The following is a 20483-nucleotide window of genomic DNA, read 5'->3' as shown; positions in this document are numbered from 1 at the left end:
TCTGATTAGTTGGAACGCAGTGTCACTGGCTTGTTGAGATCTGCCTCAGTAAATGGAATGCGACTGACCTGATCACCTGTCTCCAGACCCTGGATCACTGCAGTATTCTGGTTATAGCGCTGTTCCAGAACCTGAACATTCACTTTAATAATTTTGTTCTGGCGAATAACCCAGACATAAGGTTTATTCTGGATATCCTGAACGGTATCGAGGGGAATAATCTGACCAGAAACTTGTTGAGAACTCAGAATATTGCCTTCAACAAAAGAGCCAATACTTAAAGAGGGAATACTTTCATTCGGTCTGGCGAAGAATTCAATCTGCCGACTGGCCTGATTGGCAATTGGAGACACCCGGCTAATAGCAGCGGTATACGTATTTGGATTGCCCTGAATCTGATATTCAATTTTGCTGCCTAAACGCAGACTGGCCTGCATCTCACTCGGGACACGGGCCTGAATTTCCAGTTGATTTGGATTTACGATTTCAAACAGGGTTTGTCCGATCGCCACGGTTTGACCGGGCTCAACCTGACGCTGAGTGATCACGCCACTAATCGGGCTAGTGATAATGCCATCACGATCGGCTTTTACGGCAATATCGACATTGGCTTGCTGTGCGCGGACATTTTCAATCTGGGCCTGATAGTCAACCTGGCTTAGCTCATATTCAACTTTAGAGATAAAGCCTTGGTCGAGCAGACGCTTTTTGCGCTGCATCATGTTGCGCGCCTGATTAGCCTGTGCCTGGGTAGATGCCAGATTGGCACGGGCCTGAGCCAGACGTGCGGCATTATCCTGATTATTTAAGCGAACCAGTACCTGACCTTTAGCTACATTGTCACCGACCTGAGCATTAACACTGGTGGCAGTGGCAGAAACCTGCGCCTGAATACTGCTTTGGTTGACTGCGCGAATAGTACCGGTAAATGCGGATTTCTGGATTGAAGTACCTGTCTTTACGGCAACCAGATCCTGAGGAATCAGTTCAATTGTTTTTGGACTTTCGGCTTGCGGTGTAGATTCATTTTTATTGCAGCCGCTTAGAAAAAGACTTAAGCAAAGTGCACTCATCATCAATACAGAGCGCGAAGAAGAGGTCTTTGAAATATGAAAATGCTGTGCAAATGGCATATTAATCCTTTTCACTTGTGGTCGTTTAAAGCAACAACAAGTTATTTGTGTTTATTCAAGTGCTTTTAAACGGGCAATAATTCTGTCGTATTCCGCTTCCATATTTCGATAGCGAGTTTGTAAAGATTGAATATTTTCTTTTTGAGAAATCAGGTTTTTCTGGTTGTTTTCAAGGTTGGCTTTTAAAGAGGCCGGGGGATTATTGCCTTTACGTAAATATTCACGTTCTTGGCGTACAAACATGACCCGGTCTTGCTGCAACTGTTTCATCTGCTCTTGCTGAAAGGCAATCTGTTTCTTCAGTTGGCTCAGACTTTCATTCTTTTTCTGTAGAGCAACATGGCTATTGGTATAGGCACGTTTCAGCTTTTGATCTTCTGCGATGCGCTGGGCTTGCTGGGCACGTTGCGGCGCCTGTTTAATATCTTTATCGACATTATAAGGACGTGCACGTTTAATGACCTGCATATTCTGGTCAAGTGCCTCATAGCCATAGCGGATATGGTTGGGGGTAACGTTAGTGCTGATATTGGCCACGCCTTTATTATCATAATAGCGATACCAGGTGGCTTTTGGTGGCTGGTTAGTTGAGGCATATGAAATGGTGACCTGAAGAAAAAGTGTCACTGCAAATATGAATTGGCCAGTCATTTTATTTTTATCAATGAAAGCAAGTTTTTCTGAAAACTGACTCATCATTGGCTCCCCAATTGAAAGTTGACTAAATTACTTATTTTAAAGTAATAATAATGCTATATTAGACTCAAACTCACGAATTAAAAACTACCGTCAGTCAAAAAAAAAGCAATGACAAAATAAAAATGTGAAATGGTTGATGAAATCCGCTATTTTTGCACACTTGTGTAGAAAATGTTCATTGATAATACAAGTGGATTTGTGTTAAAAATGTTTATCGATCGTAATAAAATAATCCTATGAGCCTTATGGCGCATCGTTTCTAAAATGGGAAGGGTCAAAATGGACGATAAATTCCAAAATCTAAAAGTTATGGTCATTGATGACTCAAAGACCATTCGTCGTACAGCAGAAACTCTTCTACAGCGCGAAGGATATGAAGTCGTGACTGCGGTAGATGGTTTTGAAGCTTTATCAAAAATCGCAGAAGCCAATCCAGATATCGTATTTGTAGACATCATGATGCCTCGTCTAGATGGTTATCAAACTTGTGCGTTGATTAAAAACTCTCAAAATTATCAGAATATTCCTGTGATTATGCTTTCGAGTAAAGATGGCTTATTTGATCAGGCCAAAGGTCGTGTTGTTGGTTCGGATGAATACTTGACTAAACCTTTCAGTAAAGATGAATTGCTTAATGCAATCCGTAACCATATTAGTGCTTAATAATTGATTTTTTAGGGGAATTGGCATGGCGCGTATCTTAATCGTAGATGACTCACCGACAGAAACATTCCGTTTTAGAGAGATTCTTTCTAAACATGGCTTTGAGGTGATTGAAGCATCCAATGGTGCAGATGGGGTAACCATGGCTCAGGCTGAGTTGCCAGATCTGGTATTGATGGATGTGGTCATGCCAGGCGTGAATGGCTTCCAGGCAACACGTCAAATCGCACGTGGTGCAACCACCAAGCATATTCCGATTGTAATTGTAAGTACCAAAGATCAGGCCACTGACCGCGTTTGGGGTAAACGTCAGGGTGCCGCAGATTATCTTACAAAACCGGTAGATGAAAAACAGTTGATTGAAGTGATTAAGCACCACCTCAACGCAGGATAAGCTCTATGGCAGCAAATGGATTTATCGAATTGCTTCGCATTGCGAAACGGGGAAATAAAAACTACGTTTCTAATGAAAATGAAGTCAACCGATGGTCAGGCATTGCTTTTGAGATGATGGGGCAATATTTTGTTGCCCCGCTGGGGGAAGTATCCGAAGTGATCTATCCTCCAAAATATACGCTAGTTCCTAATACTCAATCATGGGTGTTAGGATTGGCCAATATTCGGGGAAGGTTATTATCAGTTTCTGATTTGACTCAATATGTATCAGGACAGAGTAGCCAGTTTTCACCGACTCAAAAAGTATTATGTATTCACCATAATGACCAATATGTCGGTTTGGTCGTTGATCAAGTTTTGGGTATACAACATTTTAATAAGAAAAGTTTTTTTTCTAAAACTACTGAATTGGATAATAACTTACAAGAATACTGTCAGGGATTTTTCCACCAGCATAACCAGCAATGGCATGTGTTCTTATTCAGTCGTCTGTTGCAAAATCCAAAATTTATGAACGCATCTATAAAATTTATAAATTAAACGTCGCGCACGAAAGTAATAAAGACGTAAATCGGGGAGAGGCTGCATGGGCTTTAAACTTAAAAAGAAAAATACAGGTGAAGGTAGCCGCAAAAGTGGCAATACTTTTTTATCCAAGATTCAATCACAAACAGACCAGTTGTCACGTGTATTTGGTGATAGTGAAAAGTCTAAACCGTTTATTTATGGCGCAGCCGGCTGTCTGTTAGCGGCAACCATCACTTTATTGTATCTTTTCTACAGTGTGCCACGTGCTAACCAGCTGACACAAAGTCTGGGTGATTTACGTCTGCTTTCACAAACCATTTCTCGTCAGGCGACTGAAGCAACGGCTTCTGGTACACCTGAAGCGATGAAAGAACTGACAGATTCTCAAAAAGCTTTTGCGGAAAACCTTGAGATTGTAAAAAATATTCATTCCAATAATGAGGCACTGCAAGCAGTAGATAAACAGTGGACAGAAGTGTCTTCTAGTATTGACCTGATTGCATCGCAACAAAAAATCATTAACCAGTTATATGACACCAACATCGCAATTGGTGAAGCCATACCGGGGATTCAGGCTGAATATAACTTGATGGTCGACCAGATGGCGCGTCAAGACATGCCGTCTAACCAGGTGGTCATTGCGAAAAACCAGGTATTCATTGCGGAACGTATTTTACGTTCGATCAGCTTGGTATTGACTGGTAACGACGGTTCACGTGAATCAGCGGACGACTTCAGTGCCGATACCGAAACTTTCGGTTCATACTTAAATGCACAGTTAAACGGTTCTGCTGAACTGGGTGTACAACGTATTACTGATCCAAACCTGCGCGAGTCTCTGGAAGGCATCAAAGCGGAATATGATGATGTACTTCAATCAGCATCTGCGACAATCCTGAAAAACTCTGCGCAAATCGTAAAAGTACGTCAGGCATCTGCGTCAATTTTCTCGCAATCGGATGCCCTGCTAGATAACCTAAACAAACTGTCTGGTAACTCTGGTCTGAAAACAATCGTTCCAGCGGTACTGTTAATTCTGTTATTGATCGGCTTCCTACTGTGTGTATTCCGCCTGTTAACCCTACGTGGTGCATCGGACAAACAGCGTGTAACCCGTCTTCAAGAAGAATATGACCGTAACCAGAATGCGATTTTACGTTTACTAGACGAGATTGCCGACCTTGCGGATGGTGACTTACGTTCATATGCAACAGTATCGGAAGACTTTACCGGTGCGATCGCCGACTCGATTAACTTCGCGATCGACCAGTTACGTGACTTGGTATCTCGTATTACCGAAACTTCTCAGGAAGTTGCGCAATATACAGCGACAACTCAAAGCATTACCAACCAGTTAGCTGAAGCATCTGAACACCAGGCACAAGAGATTGCGGGTGCATCTGCTGCGATTAACGAAATGGCAATGTCCATTGACCAGGTATCTGCCAACGCGGAAGAATCTGCAGTCGTTGCGGAACGTTCAGTACAAATTGCTGCAAATGGTGCAGACGTTGTACACCGTTCTATTGAAGGTATGGATACGATTCGTGAACAGATTCAGGAAACCTCTAAACGTATTAAACGTCTGGGTGAATCTTCACAAGAAATTGGTAACATCGTAGCCCTGATTAACGATATTGCCGACCAAACCAACATCCTGGCTTTGAACGCAGCGATTCAGGCGTCGATGGCGGGTGAAGCTGGTCGTGGTTTCGCCGTGGTAGCGGATGAGGTCCAGCGTCTTGCGGAACGTTCTGCATCTGCAACCAAACAGATTGAAGGCCTGGTAAAAACCATTCAAACGGATACCAACGAAGCCGTAATTTCAATGGAACAAACCACAGCCGAAGTTGTACGTGGTGCGAACCTGTCTAAAGATGCCGGTGTGGCACTGGATGAGATTCAAACGGTATCGAATAACCTGGCAAAACTGATTGCGAACATTTCCGATGCTGCGAAACTTCAGTCTGCATCTGCGGGTCATATTGCGACCACGATGAATGTCGTACAGGAAATTACTTCACAAACTACGAGTGCAACCTTCGATACAGCACGTTCGGTATCTGAATTGGCGAACATGGCCGATGCATTACGTGAATCTGTATCTGACTTTAAACTACCAGAATAAAGTCAGAAAGTATGAGGGGAGTGTGCCTTAACCTAGGTTGAGGCACATTCAGAAATACAGATAAAGCCTCGACAAGATGGACTTGACTACATAAGGTTAGGTCTCGCGTGACGGTCACAATTAAGTTTGAGCGCCCTTCTTGGCGGCACAACGTAAGAAGCATTAGCTATGAAAGAAATATTAAAAAATTTAGTTGAAACGACAACGCTTCCTGAAGACAGTTATCTTGATCAAGATGCAGAAATTCTTGAAATTTTTGTCGAGGAAATCGAAGAGATTTTCGTTGAGTTAAATGCTTTATTTCCAGAATGGTTGAGTGATTCGGCTCATCAGGAAAACCTGAAAACCATTCGCCGCCATTTTCATACCCTGAAAGGTTCAGGCCGTATGGTGGGGGCTAAATCTGCGGGTGAAATTGCTTGGGCAGTGGAAGATACCTTAAATCGGGTACTTTCAGGTTCAATCCAGTTAACGCCTACGATTCAACAGTATGCCAAAGCTGTACTGAATATTTACCAGTTCACTTTATATCCAAAATTCAAACAGGTGCAGGAACTCGATGTTGACCTGCGTCCAGTCGTGCTTTTAGGTCAGCAATTACAACAACAAATGACACCTGAGCCGGCTTTAGAAGAACTCTTGCAACTGGCAGACAGTCTGACTGCCGAAGGCCAGATCACAGGTCTTGAGCTAGGTGATTCGGCTGAAGATCAAGATATAATTGCAGCAATAGAAATAAGCACAACAGAATTTGAGCTTGAAAAAGCCGAAACTGAAGATGCTGCAAGCAGTGATGTAGAAGAAACCGTAGCAATCTTTATCGAGGAAGCCGAAGAGCATCTCGAAACGATTGCCAAGTTCCTGCATAGCGAAAATGAAAAAGTGCAGGATTATAATGCATTGATTCGTGCTATTCATACTTTGCGCGGCAGTTCGTCCATGGCACAGATCGAAGAAATCTTCGAGGCTAGCTCTAAAGTAGAACATCTGTTTAAAACACTGCTTCAGGATGAAATTGCATCCACTTCAAAAGAAACTGCTGTATTAATTCAGTATGCTGAATTTGTCAGCGACTATCTGCATTTGTTACGTCAGGGTGATAGCAGCAAACTGGCAGCAGTGTATGCGAATTTTGAGCGTGTCTGGAATGATTATGGCTTCGCAGCCACTGAAGCGGAAACAGTTGAAACCCAAGGTCTGGTAACCAAGCTGGTTGAACTGGAGATTGACCTGTTACTGGATGCCGAGTTTGAATTCGATAAACGCGCTAAAGTCGATTATCCAGAATATATTCAGGCTTTAAGCGAGCAGGCTGCCGAGCTGCTTGCACATACAGATAACCGTGCCGCACTGGGTATTCATGAGTTTACGACAGATTTAAAATCTGCCTATGATGCCTTACTAGAAAAACCGGTACTGCTGAACAGCGATTATGCCTATGAGCTGTTTGCCCAGGCACATCAGGAATTCATTCATTTATTCGATACCCTGGCAGCAGGCCAGCGTGTCATTTTAAATGATGATACGCAAAAAACCTTGAGTGAACTTGCTGCATTCGTACAGCAGGATCTGGAAATCTTTGCCGAAGACAATGTCCCTGCTGAGCAAGTATCAGAAGAAATTTCTATTCCTGAAGCTGCAACCACAGCCAGCATTGACTTTGCTGCTTTAAGTCAGCGTATTGCCTCTGACCGCCAGTACATCGACAGCGCAGAAACTCAGCGTGATTTCGATGAGGATCTACTGAATATCTTCCTGGAAGAAGCGGATGAATTACTGGTAGGTATTGATGAAGATCTGAATACCTGGAGTAAAAAGCAGGATGATACGACTTCACTTAACAATCTGATGCGTCATTTGCACACCTTGAAGGGCGGTGCAAACATGATTACCGCTTCTCATATCGGTTCGATTTCGCACGAACTGGAAAGTATTTATGAGCGAATCATCCGTCAGCAGATTGCAGTAACGCCTGCTCTGATTCAAATCATTCGTCTGGTGCAAGATAACGTTTCTGACCGTATCCAGTCGATCCGTGATGAAGGTATCGATTATCCAGCGGTTGAAGCAATTTCGATTCTGCAAAATATTCAGGCATTGGTGGCTGGTCAAGCTGTTGCGGCTCCGGTAGAAGCATCAATTCCTGTTGTCGAGTTTGAATATGCAGGAGCTACTACTGAATCTGAAGAGACAGCAGATGAAGCACCGGAAGAGATTGCATCAAAAAACACAAGTTCAGATCTAGAACCAACTCTAAACTTAGAAGATAAACAAGTTGAGCTGACTGAAACAGAAACTTTGACTGAGCCCGTTGAGGTTGTAGCAGAAGAACGTTCTGAAGAAGACGAACTGAAGTCGATTGTTGAAGAAACCTTCCTGGAAGAATCAGAAGAGATTCTCGACAATACCGAAAAACTGCTGAACCAATGGTTTGATCAACGTAGTGACCGTAGCTTATTGCTTCAATTACAACGTGCTGCCCACAGTATCAAGGGTGGTGCGCGCATGATTGAAAACGAACAGGTGGCCAGCATTGCGTATGAACTAGAAACCACATTCGAACAGTTTGCGGTATATCACTTTAACTCGAATGCTTATGATGGCTTGCTGCAAAAAACACTGGCCTGGTTAAGACAAGCTATCTTCCAGCGTGACTATAGCAATTTTGAACAGATCCAAAGCAGTCTGAAAAAGATTGCTTATGTGGATGTTACTGCGCAGCTGCCGGAACGTCTGGCTAAAACAGAAACGCTGGTCACTGAAAATAGCTTCGAGTTTGTCGAAGGTGATGGTACTGAGCCACCACGTATGATGGGTGAGTGGGTCGATACCGGTAATACCGATACCAGCCACGAGATGATCCGTATCTCTGCTGATCTGGTTGAGAAGATGATTGACCTGTCAGGTGAGAATGCGATTAACCGTTCGCGTATCGAGATGGACTTAGGCCAACTTGGCAATACCCTGAACGAGATGGAACTGGCAATCAAGCGTCTGGCGGATCAGTTGCGCCGAATGGAAGGCGAGCTGGAATCTCAAATTATTGCCAAACACGGTTCAGACAACTCGCGTTATGCAGACTTTGACCCGCTGGAAATGGACCAATATTCGTCACTGAACCAGTTGTCCAAGTCGCTTGCGGAATCTGCTTCGGACTTGGTTGACTTCAAGAGCACTCTATCTGACAAGATTCGTGAAACTGAAGGTTTGTTATTACAACAATCACGGATTCAGGCCGAGATTCAGGAAAGCCTGATGCGTACCCGTCTGGTACCGTTTGATCGGATGTTGCCACGTTTACAACGTATCGTACGTCAGACGTCTACGACCTTGAACCGTCCGGCCGAACTGATTGTTCAGAATAGTGAAGGTGAATTAGACCGTAATATTCTGGAGCGTCTGGTAACGCCATTCGAGCATATGCTGCGTAATGCGATTGACCATGGTTTGGAAGATACAGCAGATCGTATTGCCTTGAACAAACCAGAAGTCGGTTCAATCCTGTTAAATATCAGCCGTCAGGGTACAGATGTCATCGTCTCATTTAGTGATGATGGTAAAGGTATCGATGCTGAGAAGATTCGTGAGAAAGCACTGAGCCAAGGCCTGATCAAAGAAGATCAGACCCTGGATTCGGAAGAGCTACTGCAATTCATTTTCCATCCAGGCTTCAGTACTGCTAAATCTGTAACCCAGATTTCAGGTCGTGGCGTCGGACTGGATGTAGTACAAAGCGAGATCAAGTCGCTGGGCGGTCACGTATCTGTCAGCTCTGAAGTAGGCAAAGGTACAACCTTCACCATTCGCGTACCGACGACTGTAGCAGTTAGCGATGCCTTGATGGTAAAAGTGGGCGATCAACAATATGCCGTTTCTCTGGCACAAATCGACCGTATTGTACGTATTGCACCATCTACTCTGGAAACTTATTTCAACAGTAAAGATGATTTCTTCAAGATTGATGGCGTTAATTACAAATTGCGTTACCTGTCTGAGTTCGTATCGAATCAGCCAATTCCACGTCTGAATAATGTGGCGCATTCACTGCCAGTATTACTGATTAAAGGCAACAGTGGTCAAACCATTGCCTTGTTAGTCGATCAACTTGTCGGTTCACGTGCACAGATCGTGGTGAAACCAATTGGCCACCAGTTCGCCAATATTGGTGTAGTGACCGGTGCGACGATTCTTGGTGATGGTCAGGTCTGTCTGATTCTAGATGGTCAGAATATTGCCCGTCAGATCCATGGTACGCAGCGTGTCAAACACATGCAGGATCAACGTGATGGTTCACGTTCTGGCAATGCTCGCCGTCTGGTAATGATCGTGGATGACTCGGTGACTGTTCGTAAGGTGACCTCGCGTCTGCTTGAGCGTCAGGGCTATGATATTGTCACCGCCAAAGATGGTGTGGATGCGATTGAACAGCTTGAAAATGTCCGTCCGGATCTGATGTTGCTGGATATTGAAATGCCACGTATGGATGGTTTCGAGGTCACGAACCTGGTCCGTCACCACGATATTCACCGCGACTTGCCAATTATCATGATTACTTCACGTACGGGTGAAAAACACCGTGAACGTGCTTTCAGTCTGGGCGTAACCCACTACATGGGTAAACCGTTCCAGGAAGCTGAATTACTGGCGAATATTCAACAGTTAATTGCTGAAAAACAGGGGTTATAAATGAGTCAGAATACGACTAATGCCAAAATGGCTGATCAGATTAGCCAGCAGGAACTTCAGCATTTAATTACGGTATCTACCGGATTTATTGATGCTTATATCATTGACTGTCACGGCAAAGATCCAATGCTGTTACCACAAAATATTGTCCTGTCTGCACTGGATAGTGATACCCAGGTTAAAGTGGTTGAATGGCATGATGCGCAATTACCGGTTTATGCAGTTAATGATCCAACACGTAAAAGTGGTGTGGCGCTGGTGATTGAAGGAGATGAGGTGCATCAGCGTTTTGCCCTGATGTGCAATGAAATGCCGAAAACCATTCGTCTGCGTATTTCTGAGGTGGTTGATGCCGATCAGCAAGTGACTGACCCAGCAGTATTCCAGTATGTACGTATGGGGGATCAGTTATTTCACATCCCGCAAATGAGCCATATCCAGTCTTCAATTGGTCTATAATTCTTTTGAATGTATAAAAAAAGGAACTCATAAGAGTTCCTTTTTTTACATCTGGTGATTAATTGGCTAACAGGTTCACCAGAATCTGCTCATAAATTTCAGCCAGTGGTTCAAGATCTGCAATATCGACATGCTCATTAATCTGATGGATCGTGGCATTCAGTACACCGAGTTCCAGCACCTGTGCACCGGTAGGCGCAATAAAACGACCATCTGAGGTGCCGCCTGAAGTTGATAATTCAGTTTCAGTACCAGTCACCGTTAAAATGGCATCTTTAGCGGCATTCACCAGCTCACCGACCGGTGTCAGGAATGGCAGGCCAGATAAAGTCCATGAAATCTCATAATCCACACCATGACGATCCAGAATTTCAAGCATACGTGCTTTTAGTTCTTCAGCAGTCACTTCAGTTGAATAACGCCAGTTGCAGAGTAGATTCATGATGCCTGGAACAACGTTGGTTGCACCGGTACCGGCATTGATATTTGAAATCTGGAAAGACGTCGCAGGGAAGTATTCATTGCCATTATCCCAGACTGTTTCGCACAGTTCGGCAATGGCTTTAGACGCTTTATGGATTGGATTCACAGCAAGATGCGGATAAGCCACATGCCCCTGTTTGCCTTTCACAGTTAGATTGGCATTCAATGAACCACGACGGCCATTTTTAACAATATCACCCAGTTTATTGGTGCTCGAAGGTTCACCTACCAGACACCAGGTAATTTTCTCATTACGCGCTTCTAGGGTTTCAATCACTTTTACCGTACCATTGATCGATGGACCTTCTTCATCTGAAGTGATCAAATAGGCAATCGAACCTTTATGATTCGGATATTTTTCGACAAAACGTTCAGTAGCTACGACCATCGCAGCCAAAGCCGTTTTCATGTCGGCGCTACCACGGCCATAAAGCTTACCATCACGAATTTCTGGCGCAAAAGGATCAGAGTTCCAGGCATCCAGGTTGCCGGTTGGCACAACATCGGTATGGCCAGCAAAACAGAAAACAGGGCTTTCAGTACCTTTACGCGCCCAAATATTATCAACATCTTCAAAACGCATTGATTCAATATCGAAACCCACCTTTTTCAAACGTTCTGCCATGATGTTCTGGCAGTCATGATCAATAGGGGTCACAGAAGGCTGACGTAATAATTGCAGGCTTAAATCAAGAGTCGCGGAAGATGTCATATGGTGAATTCATAAGTCGATAAATTTGTCGGCTCTATGATAGGCGAATATGGCCTGTAATGTGAATGTTCCACATAAAAAAACCCTATCTGAGATAGGGTTTGTGGAGAAGCTAGAAAGAGTTTAGTTTTGACGGATTTCTTCAGAAGTTTTTTCTGCAGTGCCTGTTACAGCTTCGCCTGCTTTAGAAACGTCTTTACCCACACCTTTGACAGTGTTACAGCCAGTTAAAACAAAAGCCATTACCAATGAAGCAGCAAGAATTTTTTTCATCATCATCTCCGTATTATCGATAATAAAATTATTATGATGTGGAACTAAGATTAGAAAATATACGACATAAAAAATATGTGGTTTTCATAGTGCTTCGGTTAATAAATGTAATGTTTTAAAAGGGTTTATGCGCAGGAAAGGGGAGTAAAAGCGGGCTGCGATACATATAAAAATCCTCTTGATCAGCCTTTTTATAAAGTCCATTTGTCCACCAATAGGGACTTGAACTGCTGATCTGAGCATTAGGATAAATCCACTCATGGCGCTGCAAACGATAGAAATTAGCCGCTGGGTCGGGAATCTGCTGGCCCCATAAGCCTATGCGACGTTGGGTATTGACCCAGCCAGGCAATGTCTGATCTGCACGATGCACTGGAAGATAAAGCTGGCCTTTTAACATGCAGAAACGCTGCTCAATCTGCTGATCCAGAGCCTCATCAAACTGAAACTGTTTCTGGGTAAAATGCTTCATTTTACGGATTAAAGTATCGGTACGGTTTAGGCCATACCAGTTTGGCAGGCTAAAATCGGCTTCTGCGAGGTAGTATTTCAGCGCCACTTCCCAGTGTTCAGTCTGGCCTGTCTTTGTATTGAGTAACAGAAAATCCAGTTCACCTAGCGTTTTAGCACCGTCAATTTTCTGAATGCTATGGCCTAAAAGTTTATAAGGGTGATAAGCATCATCTAGCAGCCAGAACCAGACCAGCATTTCAAAACGTAGACCCAACCGGGTGCTTTTAAGCTGCTGCACGAATTGCTCCAGCTCTTCTGGATGCTGGTCTAAATATTTCAGACGTGGATGATAATTTTGCAGGTGATGTTGCCAAGTCTCAGAATCATGTAATTCGAAAGCATGGACGACTTTAAGTTCGGCTGGAATTTGAGACAGAAGGTTTGGACTGCCAACAGCAAAGGCCAGTTGCCGCACCAAAGGATGCTGATAATATTGCCATGCTTCTACAAGATTGTGATTTAGACTGGAAAAGGGCATAGCACATCCTGTGAAAAGTGCACAAATACAACGGACAGATTTTAAAAACACTTTATACTACCCCTAATTTTGTGGGTAGGATCGATTTATGAAAATATTGTTTTGGCGAAGCCTGGTCGTACTATTTGTCGTACTGGGTTTTATCGGCGCAATCTTGCCCGGCATGCCAACAACAGTATTTTTAATTCTGGCGGCTTGGGCGGCATCCAAAGGCTGGCCACAGATGGATGCATGGCTGCTAAATCATCCAAAATATGGTCCGACTTTAAGAGCTTGGCGTACCAATGGTACTGTGCCACGCAAGGCCAAATGGCTGGCCAGTATCATGATGTTCATCAGTGGTATTATCATGTTGTTTACGACAGCACCGTTGGCAGTCAAAATCTTTACTGATGTGACCATGCTGATTGTGGCGATCTGGTTATGGCGTCGGCCTGAACCGGTTCAGGACATAATCCATCCAGAACACATGGCCACAAAGAAAGTAGAACTAGAAATCATCAAGACAGAGAAAGAGAAGTAATGAGCCATTTGCAGCTGTATCAGGCAGAAATCCTGATTGATCTCGCCCAACAAAAACTATATTTGCCAAAATATAATAAGCAGTACCTGATTTCTACGGGTAAGAATGGCATTGGTGAAACAGAAAATAGTGGCAAGACGCCTCGTGGCTGGCATAAAGTCGCTGAAAAGTTTGGCCAGCAGGCACCATTAAACAGTGTGTTTATTGCCCGTCAAGCAACTGGTGAAATTTATAATGCAGAACTGGCACAGCAGTTCCCGCAGCGAGACTGGATTCTTAGCCGGATCTTATGGCTAAGTGGGCTTGAAGAAGGCTTCAACCAGGGCGAAGGTTGTGATACTTACCAACGTTATATCTATATTCATGGTACGCCTGATTCTGAGCCGATGGGTATTCCAATGTCCCATGGCTGTATCCGCATGCGGAATACGGATGTGGCCGAGCTGTTTGAACTGGTGAGCGAAGATGCGCTGGTCTATATTTCAGAACAGCCTCTGAATCTGACTGTTTAAATGACCTAAGAAGATTTACGGTTGATTTAAAATTAATTGAAATATCTTTTATTTATAGATGTAAAAGTAAAGAGGGCATAGATCTTCTACTCACTCTACTTTTACAGACAAATAGACTTAGAAACATGATTTATAGCCCGCCAATAAAAGTCATCGATTTGTTTTTACAGGGCTGCAAGCTCTTAAAATAAAGATTACAGGATCACAACGTTGCGGTTAGCTGGGCTTTGTATAATCTTTCAGCAATACTGAAGTCTGTTGCATGTTCAGGTCTCAATTTTCATGAGTAAAACCGTAAAAATCCGGCTTTTAGTTTTAGAGAGTATTCTTAAAAAATCGGTATAGACTTAAAAAATAAACAAAAAGTGTTGTTTTTTTTAACAATCAACCTATTTTTTAATCACTCACACCGAAAAAGCAGAAAACAGTCAGAAAAGCGTTTGACAGTCTGTGAAGATTCTCTATAATGCACCTCATCAAGCGATGAAGTCGATTTGAAAGGGCGCTTAGCTCAGTTGGTAGAGCGTCTGCCTTACAAGCAGAATGTCGGCGGTTCGATCCCGTCAGCGCCCACCAAGCTTCTTTCAAAGTTGAGACACTTATAGTGCAGCGGTAGTTCAGTTGGTTAGAATACCGGCCTGTCACGCCGGGGGTCGCGGGTTCGAGTCCCGTCCGCTGCGCCACTTTAAGTTCTTGATGAATCGTTTGCCACAATAGTGACATTGTGTAAGTGCAGCGGTAGTTCAGTTGGTTAGAATACCGGCCTGTCACGCCGGGGGTCGCGGGTTCGAGTCCCGTCCGCTGCGCCATTTACATGATAGACCTTTTGAGGGCGCTTAGCTCAGTTGGTAGAGCGTCTGCCTTACAAGCAGAATGTCGGCGGTTCGATCCCGTCAGCGCCCACCAGATTTTTTGTGATGCAGCGGTAGTTCAGTTGGTTAGAATACCGGCCTGTCACGCCGGGGGTCGCGGGTTCGAGTCCCGTCCGCTGCGCCATCCTAAGAATCAAACAGTTTGACCCTTTAAGGGCGCTTAGCTCAGTTGGTAGAGCGTCTGCCTTACAAGCAGAATGTCGGCGGTTCGATCCCGTCAGCGCCCACCATATCTTCTAAAGATATACGCGATGCAGCGGTAGTTCAGTTGGTTAGAATACCGGCCTGTCACGCCGGGGGTCGCGGGTTCGAGTCCCGTCCGCTGCGCCATTTTTCATTCCCTGATGTGGAAAATGTGAATCAAAATTCAAGACTACGCGCTTCGCTTGTCTTGCATCATAAAAAATAACGATGTTATTTTTTACTCTTCAGGGCGCTTAGCTCAGTTGGTAGAGCGTCTGCCTTACAAGCAGAATGTCGGCGGTTCGATCCCGTCAGCGCCCACCATATCTTTCTTGCCTAAATCCTGAATATTTCATAGAATTCGAAGTCTATAATAATTTGAAGATTTCAGACTATGAGAAATCCATATCAGCGCAAGGCAGCGATCAAATCGCAAAATACCGCCTACGATCCGCTACAAGTTTATAAAAATTTTATTGAAGCTATTGTTACCCAAGGTGGCATTTTTGCACTTTACCAAGAGGGTTGGGCTTTGTGTGCCACGCCGACAGGACAGCGTGCTTTCGCGACCTGGCAAAGCAAAGGTCTGGCCAGACTACTCATTAAAGATAACTGGGCCAATTACCAGGTTCAGGAAATTACCCTCAAAGATTTTGTTGAAAAGGTCATTCCTTTCTTACGTCAGGAAAGTACTATCGTGTCACTGGATCTAACACCAGAAGGGCAAAATATTCTGGTTGCGCCTGAAAAGCTTTTGCTGGATCTTAAAAATTACCTATATCAGGTCTATGTACAGAAACCTGAACTATTCAAAAATCCAGCGATCCCTTCACCAAGGCATATCCGTTTAAATTAACTTAGTGTTTAAGTCACTTATTTAAATAGTGAATATTCATTGAGAAGCCAACCACTCAAAAAGGCAAAATATTCTCTTAACCAGGAGCTATAGCGCAGATAAAGAGGAGTGTTGGCACTCAAACTAATCACTTGCTGATAACCTTGGTGTCTGGCAATGGCACGAGCACGGGGGCTATGAAAATCACTGGTTGCAATCGCAATCGGATCATTTTGACTTATATTGTATTGTTCCAATATCACTTGAGAATACATCATGTTTTGAGCAGTACTTCTGCTTCGATCTTCAAGTTGAATAAGGTTGATGAGTTCTGGATAGGTAGTGTTGATATAGTGCTGCATGACTTCAGCTTCACTTTGCCTTTCCCGATAATTACGCCCACCTGTCATAATTATTAAAGTATCTGGATAGTATGCTGCATATTTTGCTGCAGTATCCAGACGGCTTTTTAAGATGGGTGACGGCTGTCCATTCGAAATCCCGCTGCCTAAAACCAGAATAGCGGCAGGAGACTGTGTAGATTCGTTTGTATGAATAGACATCTGGATATAAGCGAAGAAAACCACGACACTGATCATCCAGAGCAAAAATCCGGCCCAGAGGCTGTTCCAGAACCAGGTTCTAAATCTGGAATGCTGTTTCCAGCGTTGAATGTTTGAAAAGAGTAAAACATACAGAACCAATGCTATGCTAATGAAAATTGGCAAAAGAACACCGAAATGTCTTTGTCCCTGACTCATTAACCAGAGGCTGTTTATGCCAAGGATCAAACCAAAGATCAGGCTGAGATTTCGTTTAAGTGGGCTGGATATTCGAATACTCATATTTTTATTTATCTTTTTATCTTTTTATCTTTTTATCTTTTCTTCTATCTTATTAATAAACAACCGGGCATGAAGCCCGGTCTTTTGTAGATCAGCTAGTTTTAATATACATCACGACGATAACGACCATCCAGACGTAATTGATCTACTGTGCTTTCACCGAGAATTTCAATCAGAGCCTGATCGACATCGCTGGCCATGCCATTAATGCTACCACATACATAAATCACGGCACCTTGAGCGACCCAGAGTTTCAATTCTTCAGCTTGCTCACGCAATTTATGATGCACATAAACTTTTTCCTGCTGGTCACGAGAGAAAGCAAGATCCAGTCGTTTTAATGTACCCATTTGCAGCCAGGCCTGAATGGTTTCTTCAAAGAAGAAATCATGGGCACGCTGACGTTCACCAAAAATGAGCCAGTTCTGAGTATAGTCCTGACGGTTACGCACACTCAGCAAGCTCATCAAACCTGCGATCCCCGTACCATTACCAATACAAATAATCGGGCGGTTATCAGCAATCAGATGGAAAGATTCATTCTTGCGAATACGCAGGGCAATCGGTGAATTTAGGGCAGTATGCTGTGTTAACCAGCCTGAGCCTAAACCTAACTGACCTTGCGCATCAGATTGCTGACGTACGACCAGACGTAACACTTGCTGACTTGGAATACTGGCGATTGAATATTCACGTGTAGCCAGAGCCGGCAATTGCTGTAATAGCTCATCTACTGAATCAAAAGGATCAACCTGAGTCAGGTCACGATCCCAAAGTGCCTGTTCGATACTTTGCTTCAGAGAAGGTACCTGTGTACCCGCGGCAATACGGTATTTCTCCATAAATGCACGGATACGTTCAGGGCTGTTTCCTGGTTGGATTTCGGCAATATCACCTGCTTGCCAGACAGCTTCATGCTGTGGAACCAGTTCAATATTGAACGCAGGCGCACCCAGACTATCTGGATTCAGCAATTCACGTTTGCTCAAAGTCCATTGATCGAAGGTTTTATCGATACCCATATCCTGCAACTCAAACTGGGTCACATGTGCAAGGGCATTGGTCCATTGCTGGATATGCTCATTATTGGCATTATCCACTTCGATGGTCTTGAAGAGCTGCTTGGCACCATTCTGCTGTAACCACTGGTCGATCCGATGACCAAAGCTGCAATAGGTATCAGGATATTCCTGGGAGCCTAGAGCCAAAACTGCATAATTGAGATGGCTGAGATCTGCTTTGGTAGACAGAATTTTCTTTTCGAAAGATGAAGCCAGGTCAGGCGCTTCACCTGTGCCATAAGTACTGGCTACAAATAAAACCTGTTCTGCCTGTTGCAGGTCTGCAAGGCTTAACTGTTGTACTGCTTTAACGCTGACAGGTTGACGTGCTTCCTGTAAGGCAGTGGCCGTGCGCCATGCCAGTTGTTCAGAGACACCTGTTTGTGAGGCATACGTAATCAGCCAAGGCTTAGCATTTGGATCCAAAGGCAGGGCAGTTGTGCCTTGGCGTGCAGCCAGAGTAAGTTTTTTCTGCTTGCGACGTTTCAGATAGAGCATCCAGCCGGTTATAAAGAAAAGTGGCATGAGCAGTGACGCGACCATGGCAAAGAACTGATAAATCGGACCAAAGAAGCTGCCACGGTGCACCGGTAGCATACTGCTCATGATCTTTTCATTCAGCTTTTTGTCTTCATACATTTCTACCGATGTAAAAGCTGCATCCTGATAGTTATAAGTAGCATTATTACGGGCACGCTCATGCTGAATTTCAACATCGGTAAAGCTGAGTTTTAATTCACCATCGGCTTTTTTAGGAATATTAAAAGTAACTGTTGAATATTTGTCATTGAATTCATTCTGGAAACCTGCCCAGCTCTTGTTCAATGCAGTAAGTAAAACGGTATCATCAACACCTTTCTCACGACCTTCACCGCGATTTTCGCGCTGACCTTCGCTTTGTGGACCGCGTTCGCCTGCACCTTCACCACGAGAACCACGTTGACCTTCACCACGTGATTCGCCAGCACTACGACCTTGTTCTTCACCACCACGGCCGCCTTGACCTTGCTGCATTTCAGGTTGTGGACGTTCTACACCCAGCACCTTGAACATACCATTGCGCCACCAGTCATAAGACCAGTACAGTCCGGTACACGCCAGGATCAGGTAAAAAATCACGACCCAGGTTCCAACAACCGCGTGCAGATCCCAGATAAAGTTACGACCTTTCAGTTGCGGCTTCACAGCTAGCCACTGCTTCACTGAATGGCGTTTTGGCCAGCGTAGGTAAAGACCCGACAAGACAAAGAAAATCAGCATCAGGGCACAGGCACCGGTAATCTGTTTACCGACGGGTCCTACAGTCAAATTACGATGTAGTTGCTGTACAAACTGGAAGAATTCACGACCTTTAATTTCAGGCAATACTTCAGCCGTGTAGGGGTTGACCATCATGTTATAACCACGACGTGCTCCCTCTTTTACAATATTGACCGTACTGGATGCACTTGGATCCTGTGCCACGGTAATACTGTTGATTTTCATTTCAGGGTTTTGAGTCTGGAAATGTTGATACAGTTGGGCAGGGCTAAGCTTGTCTTGCTCTTGAACCTGTACAGTATAACTGTCGCTATTCATCCATTTTAAGATTTGCGGCTCATAAGAATAAATAGCACCCGTGACTCCCATAATCGAGAGAATCAAACCTGCAGTAATCCCCAGAAACCAGTGGATTTGGAAAAATGTCTTTTTAAACATGATGGTCAGATTTATGGTGGTATGTGTAAAAGTAGGCAAATTATAACTGAAGAATTAGAACAAATTATAGATTATGATGATAATATTTATTCTCATTATCATTTGTGTCGATGAGTCGGATAAAAGATAGACATAAAAAAACCTCCATGTCGAAACAGGAGGTCTTTCAAAACCGGGATGTGTCTTAGATTTCTTTTGGCGCGCCCACTTCTTCTTGCAGATGCTTGCGAATGGTCGAGAAAGAGAAGTTTTTACTGTCTAAACGTTTAGGCAGGATATAAGCACCTTGCTGACCTTTGACTTTAAAATTGATCAGCATGAATTCCGGCGTGTTATACCATTCATAGATGTCTTTCCAGCCAATAGCACCCACACCTTCCTGCATGCCCATTTTCTGGCGCATCACGATACCATGTGGCTGTACGCCCAGACGGATACCTTTAATTTCCTGTACCGGAAATTCATTCATCTTGCGTTTAACATACCATTCCAGACCAAAAGTACGGATCAGGTAATACAGTACTACACAGACAATCGCCACCCAGCAGATAACTGTTGAGTAGTTCTTGATCAGGATAATTCCCAGAATAGACAAGGCAACAATAGCACCCATGATCAGCCAAGCTTTCATACCAATTTTATTGGTACTACGCCAGATCATTAGCTGAGCATGACGCTGCTCAGCTTCTGAAATTTCATAGTTCACAGGCTGTAAGGTATAAGCGTATAAATTTTTCGCGGTCATAATGAAATTAACAGATTTAAAACTGTAAAAAGTTTAGCATTAATTATGCTGATTCAGT

At 43.8% G+C, this 20483-nt stretch carries 17 protein-coding genes and 8 tRNA genes; 17 read left to right on the top strand and 8 right to left on the bottom strand.

Annotated elements, in window-relative coordinates; translation table 11 throughout:
• Positions 1-5 precede the first annotated feature (5 nt).
• Positions 6-1133: an efflux RND transporter periplasmic adaptor subunit gene (locus tag FOC32_RS16165; RefSeq protein ID WP_175968039.1), complete on the bottom strand. Its 1128-nt coding sequence runs from the start codon at positions 1131-1133 to the stop codon at positions 6-8.
• Between the two features lie 51 nt (positions 1134-1184).
• Positions 1185-1829 carry a hypothetical protein gene (locus FOC32_RS16160; RefSeq protein ID WP_034170199.1) on the bottom strand — a complete coding sequence of 215 codons (645 nt, stop codon included), beginning with the start codon at positions 1827-1829 and terminating at the stop codon, positions 1185-1187.
• A gap of 282 nt (positions 1830-2111) precedes the next feature.
• Here FOC32_RS16160 and pilG point away from each other — a divergent pair, with 282 nt between their 5' ends.
• The 6 genes from pilG (at position 2112) to FOC32_RS16130 (ending at position 10692) form a co-directional block, all read left to right on the top strand.
• Positions 2112-2495 carry a twitching motility response regulator PilG gene (pilG, locus tag FOC32_RS16155; protein ID WP_004784987.1) on the top strand — a complete coding sequence of 128 codons (384 nt, stop codon included), beginning with the start codon at positions 2112-2114 and terminating at the stop codon, positions 2493-2495.
• 25 nt (positions 2496-2520) lie between these two features.
• Entirely contained in the window at positions 2521-2889 is a 369-nt protein-coding gene (locus tag FOC32_RS16150) for a response regulator (RefSeq protein WP_004784985.1), read from the top strand.
• Between the two features lie 5 nt (positions 2890-2894).
• Positions 2895-3431, top strand: a complete 537-nt coding sequence (locus tag FOC32_RS16145) for a chemotaxis protein CheW (protein ID WP_004784984.1) — start codon at positions 2895-2897, stop codon at positions 3429-3431.
• A 46-nt stretch (positions 3432-3477) separates the two neighbouring features.
• The gene (locus FOC32_RS16140) at positions 3478-5547 is read left to right on the top strand and encodes a methyl-accepting chemotaxis protein (RefSeq protein ID WP_175968037.1); all 2070 of its coding nucleotides are present in this window, start codon (positions 3478-3480) and stop codon (positions 5545-5547) included.
• A 168-nt stretch (positions 5548-5715) separates the two neighbouring features.
• Positions 5716-10233, top strand: a complete 4518-nt coding sequence (locus FOC32_RS16135; protein ID WP_175968035.1) for an Hpt domain-containing protein — start codon at positions 5716-5718, stop codon at positions 10231-10233.
• Positions 10234-10692 (top strand): hypothetical protein, encoded by a 459-nt coding sequence (locus tag FOC32_RS16130; RefSeq protein WP_175968033.1) that lies wholly within the window; start codon positions 10234-10236, stop codon positions 10690-10692.
• Between the two features lie 58 nt (positions 10693-10750).
• On the opposite strand, the gene dapE is transcribed toward FOC32_RS16130, so the two are convergent.
• From dapE to FOC32_RS16115, 3 genes are all read right to left on the bottom strand, one after another.
• The gene (gene dapE, locus FOC32_RS16125; RefSeq protein ID WP_034170117.1) at positions 10751-11887 is read right to left on the bottom strand and encodes a succinyl-diaminopimelate desuccinylase; all 1137 of its coding nucleotides are present in this window, start codon (positions 11885-11887) and stop codon (positions 10751-10753) included.
• 123 nt (positions 11888-12010) lie between these two features.
• A complete protein-coding gene (locus tag FOC32_RS16120) occupies positions 12011-12160 on the bottom strand; it encodes an entericidin A/B family lipoprotein (protein ID WP_004784975.1) in 150 nt (49 codons plus the stop codon).
• A gap of 115 nt (positions 12161-12275) precedes the next feature.
• Positions 12276-13151: a DUF1853 family protein gene (locus FOC32_RS16115; RefSeq protein ID WP_175968031.1), complete on the bottom strand. Its 876-nt coding sequence runs from the start codon at positions 13149-13151 to the stop codon at positions 12276-12278.
• Positions 13152-13239: 88 nt separating this feature from the next.
• Between FOC32_RS16115 and FOC32_RS16110 the strand changes: the two genes are divergently transcribed.
• The 11 genes from FOC32_RS16110 (at position 13240) to FOC32_RS16060 (ending at position 16097) form a co-directional block, all read left to right on the top strand.
• A complete protein-coding gene (locus tag FOC32_RS16110) occupies positions 13240-13674 on the top strand; it encodes a YbaN family protein (RefSeq protein WP_175968029.1) in 435 nt (144 codons plus the stop codon).
• Positions 13674-14186, top strand: coding sequence for a cell wall-recycling L,D-carboxypeptidase ElsL (gene elsL, locus FOC32_RS16105; RefSeq protein ID WP_175968028.1), 513 nt, complete (start codon positions 13674-13676; stop codon positions 14184-14186). Before FOC32_RS16110 ends, elsL begins: the two co-directional genes overlap by 1 nt.
• 500 nt (positions 14187-14686) lie before the next feature.
• Positions 14687-14762, top strand: a tRNA-Val gene (locus tag FOC32_RS16100).
• 30 nt (positions 14763-14792) lie between these two features.
• Positions 14793-14869: transfer RNA gene (locus tag FOC32_RS16095), tRNA-Asp, on the top strand.
• A gap of 49 nt (positions 14870-14918) precedes the next feature.
• Positions 14919-14995: transfer RNA gene (locus tag FOC32_RS16090), tRNA-Asp, on the top strand.
• Positions 14996-15016: 21 nt separating this feature from the next.
• A tRNA-Val gene (locus FOC32_RS16085) sits at positions 15017-15092 on the top strand.
• Positions 15093-15105: 13 nt separating this feature from the next.
• Positions 15106-15182, top strand: a tRNA-Asp gene (locus tag FOC32_RS16080).
• A gap of 30 nt (positions 15183-15212) precedes the next feature.
• Positions 15213-15288, top strand: a tRNA-Val gene (locus tag FOC32_RS16075).
• A gap of 23 nt (positions 15289-15311) precedes the next feature.
• Positions 15312-15388 (top strand) — tRNA-Asp (locus FOC32_RS16070).
• A gap of 101 nt (positions 15389-15489) precedes the next feature.
• Positions 15490-15565 (top strand) — tRNA-Val (locus tag FOC32_RS16065).
• A 70-nt stretch (positions 15566-15635) separates the two neighbouring features.
• The gene (locus FOC32_RS16060) at positions 15636-16097 is read left to right on the top strand and encodes a DUF2750 domain-containing protein (protein WP_175968027.1); all 462 of its coding nucleotides are present in this window, start codon (positions 15636-15638) and stop codon (positions 16095-16097) included.
• A 17-nt stretch (positions 16098-16114) separates the two neighbouring features.
• Here FOC32_RS16060 and FOC32_RS16055 read toward each other — a convergent pair whose 3' ends face one another.
• The 3 genes from FOC32_RS16055 to FOC32_RS16045 all read right to left on the bottom strand — a co-directional run bounded on the left by FOC32_RS16055 (position 16115) and on the right by FOC32_RS16045 (position 20425).
• Entirely contained in the window at positions 16115-16909 is a 795-nt protein-coding gene (locus tag FOC32_RS16055) for a YdcF family protein (protein WP_034170200.1), read from the bottom strand.
• A 113-nt stretch (positions 16910-17022) separates the two neighbouring features.
• Positions 17023-19680 (bottom strand): PepSY domain-containing protein, encoded by a 2658-nt coding sequence (locus FOC32_RS16050; protein ID WP_175968026.1) that lies wholly within the window; start codon positions 19678-19680, stop codon positions 17023-17025.
• A gap of 184 nt (positions 19681-19864) precedes the next feature.
• The gene (locus FOC32_RS16045; RefSeq protein WP_034170122.1) at positions 19865-20425 is read right to left on the bottom strand and encodes a YcxB family protein; all 561 of its coding nucleotides are present in this window, start codon (positions 20423-20425) and stop codon (positions 19865-19867) included.
• Positions 20426-20483 lie beyond the last annotated feature (58 nt).

Origin of the sequence: Acinetobacter sp. FDAARGOS_724, assembly GCF_013364475.1 — a bacterium.
GTDB classification, from domain to species: domain Bacteria; phylum Pseudomonadota; class Gammaproteobacteria; order Pseudomonadales; family Moraxellaceae; genus Acinetobacter; species Acinetobacter variabilis.
This window is presented reverse-complemented; position numbering and strand designations above follow the sequence as displayed.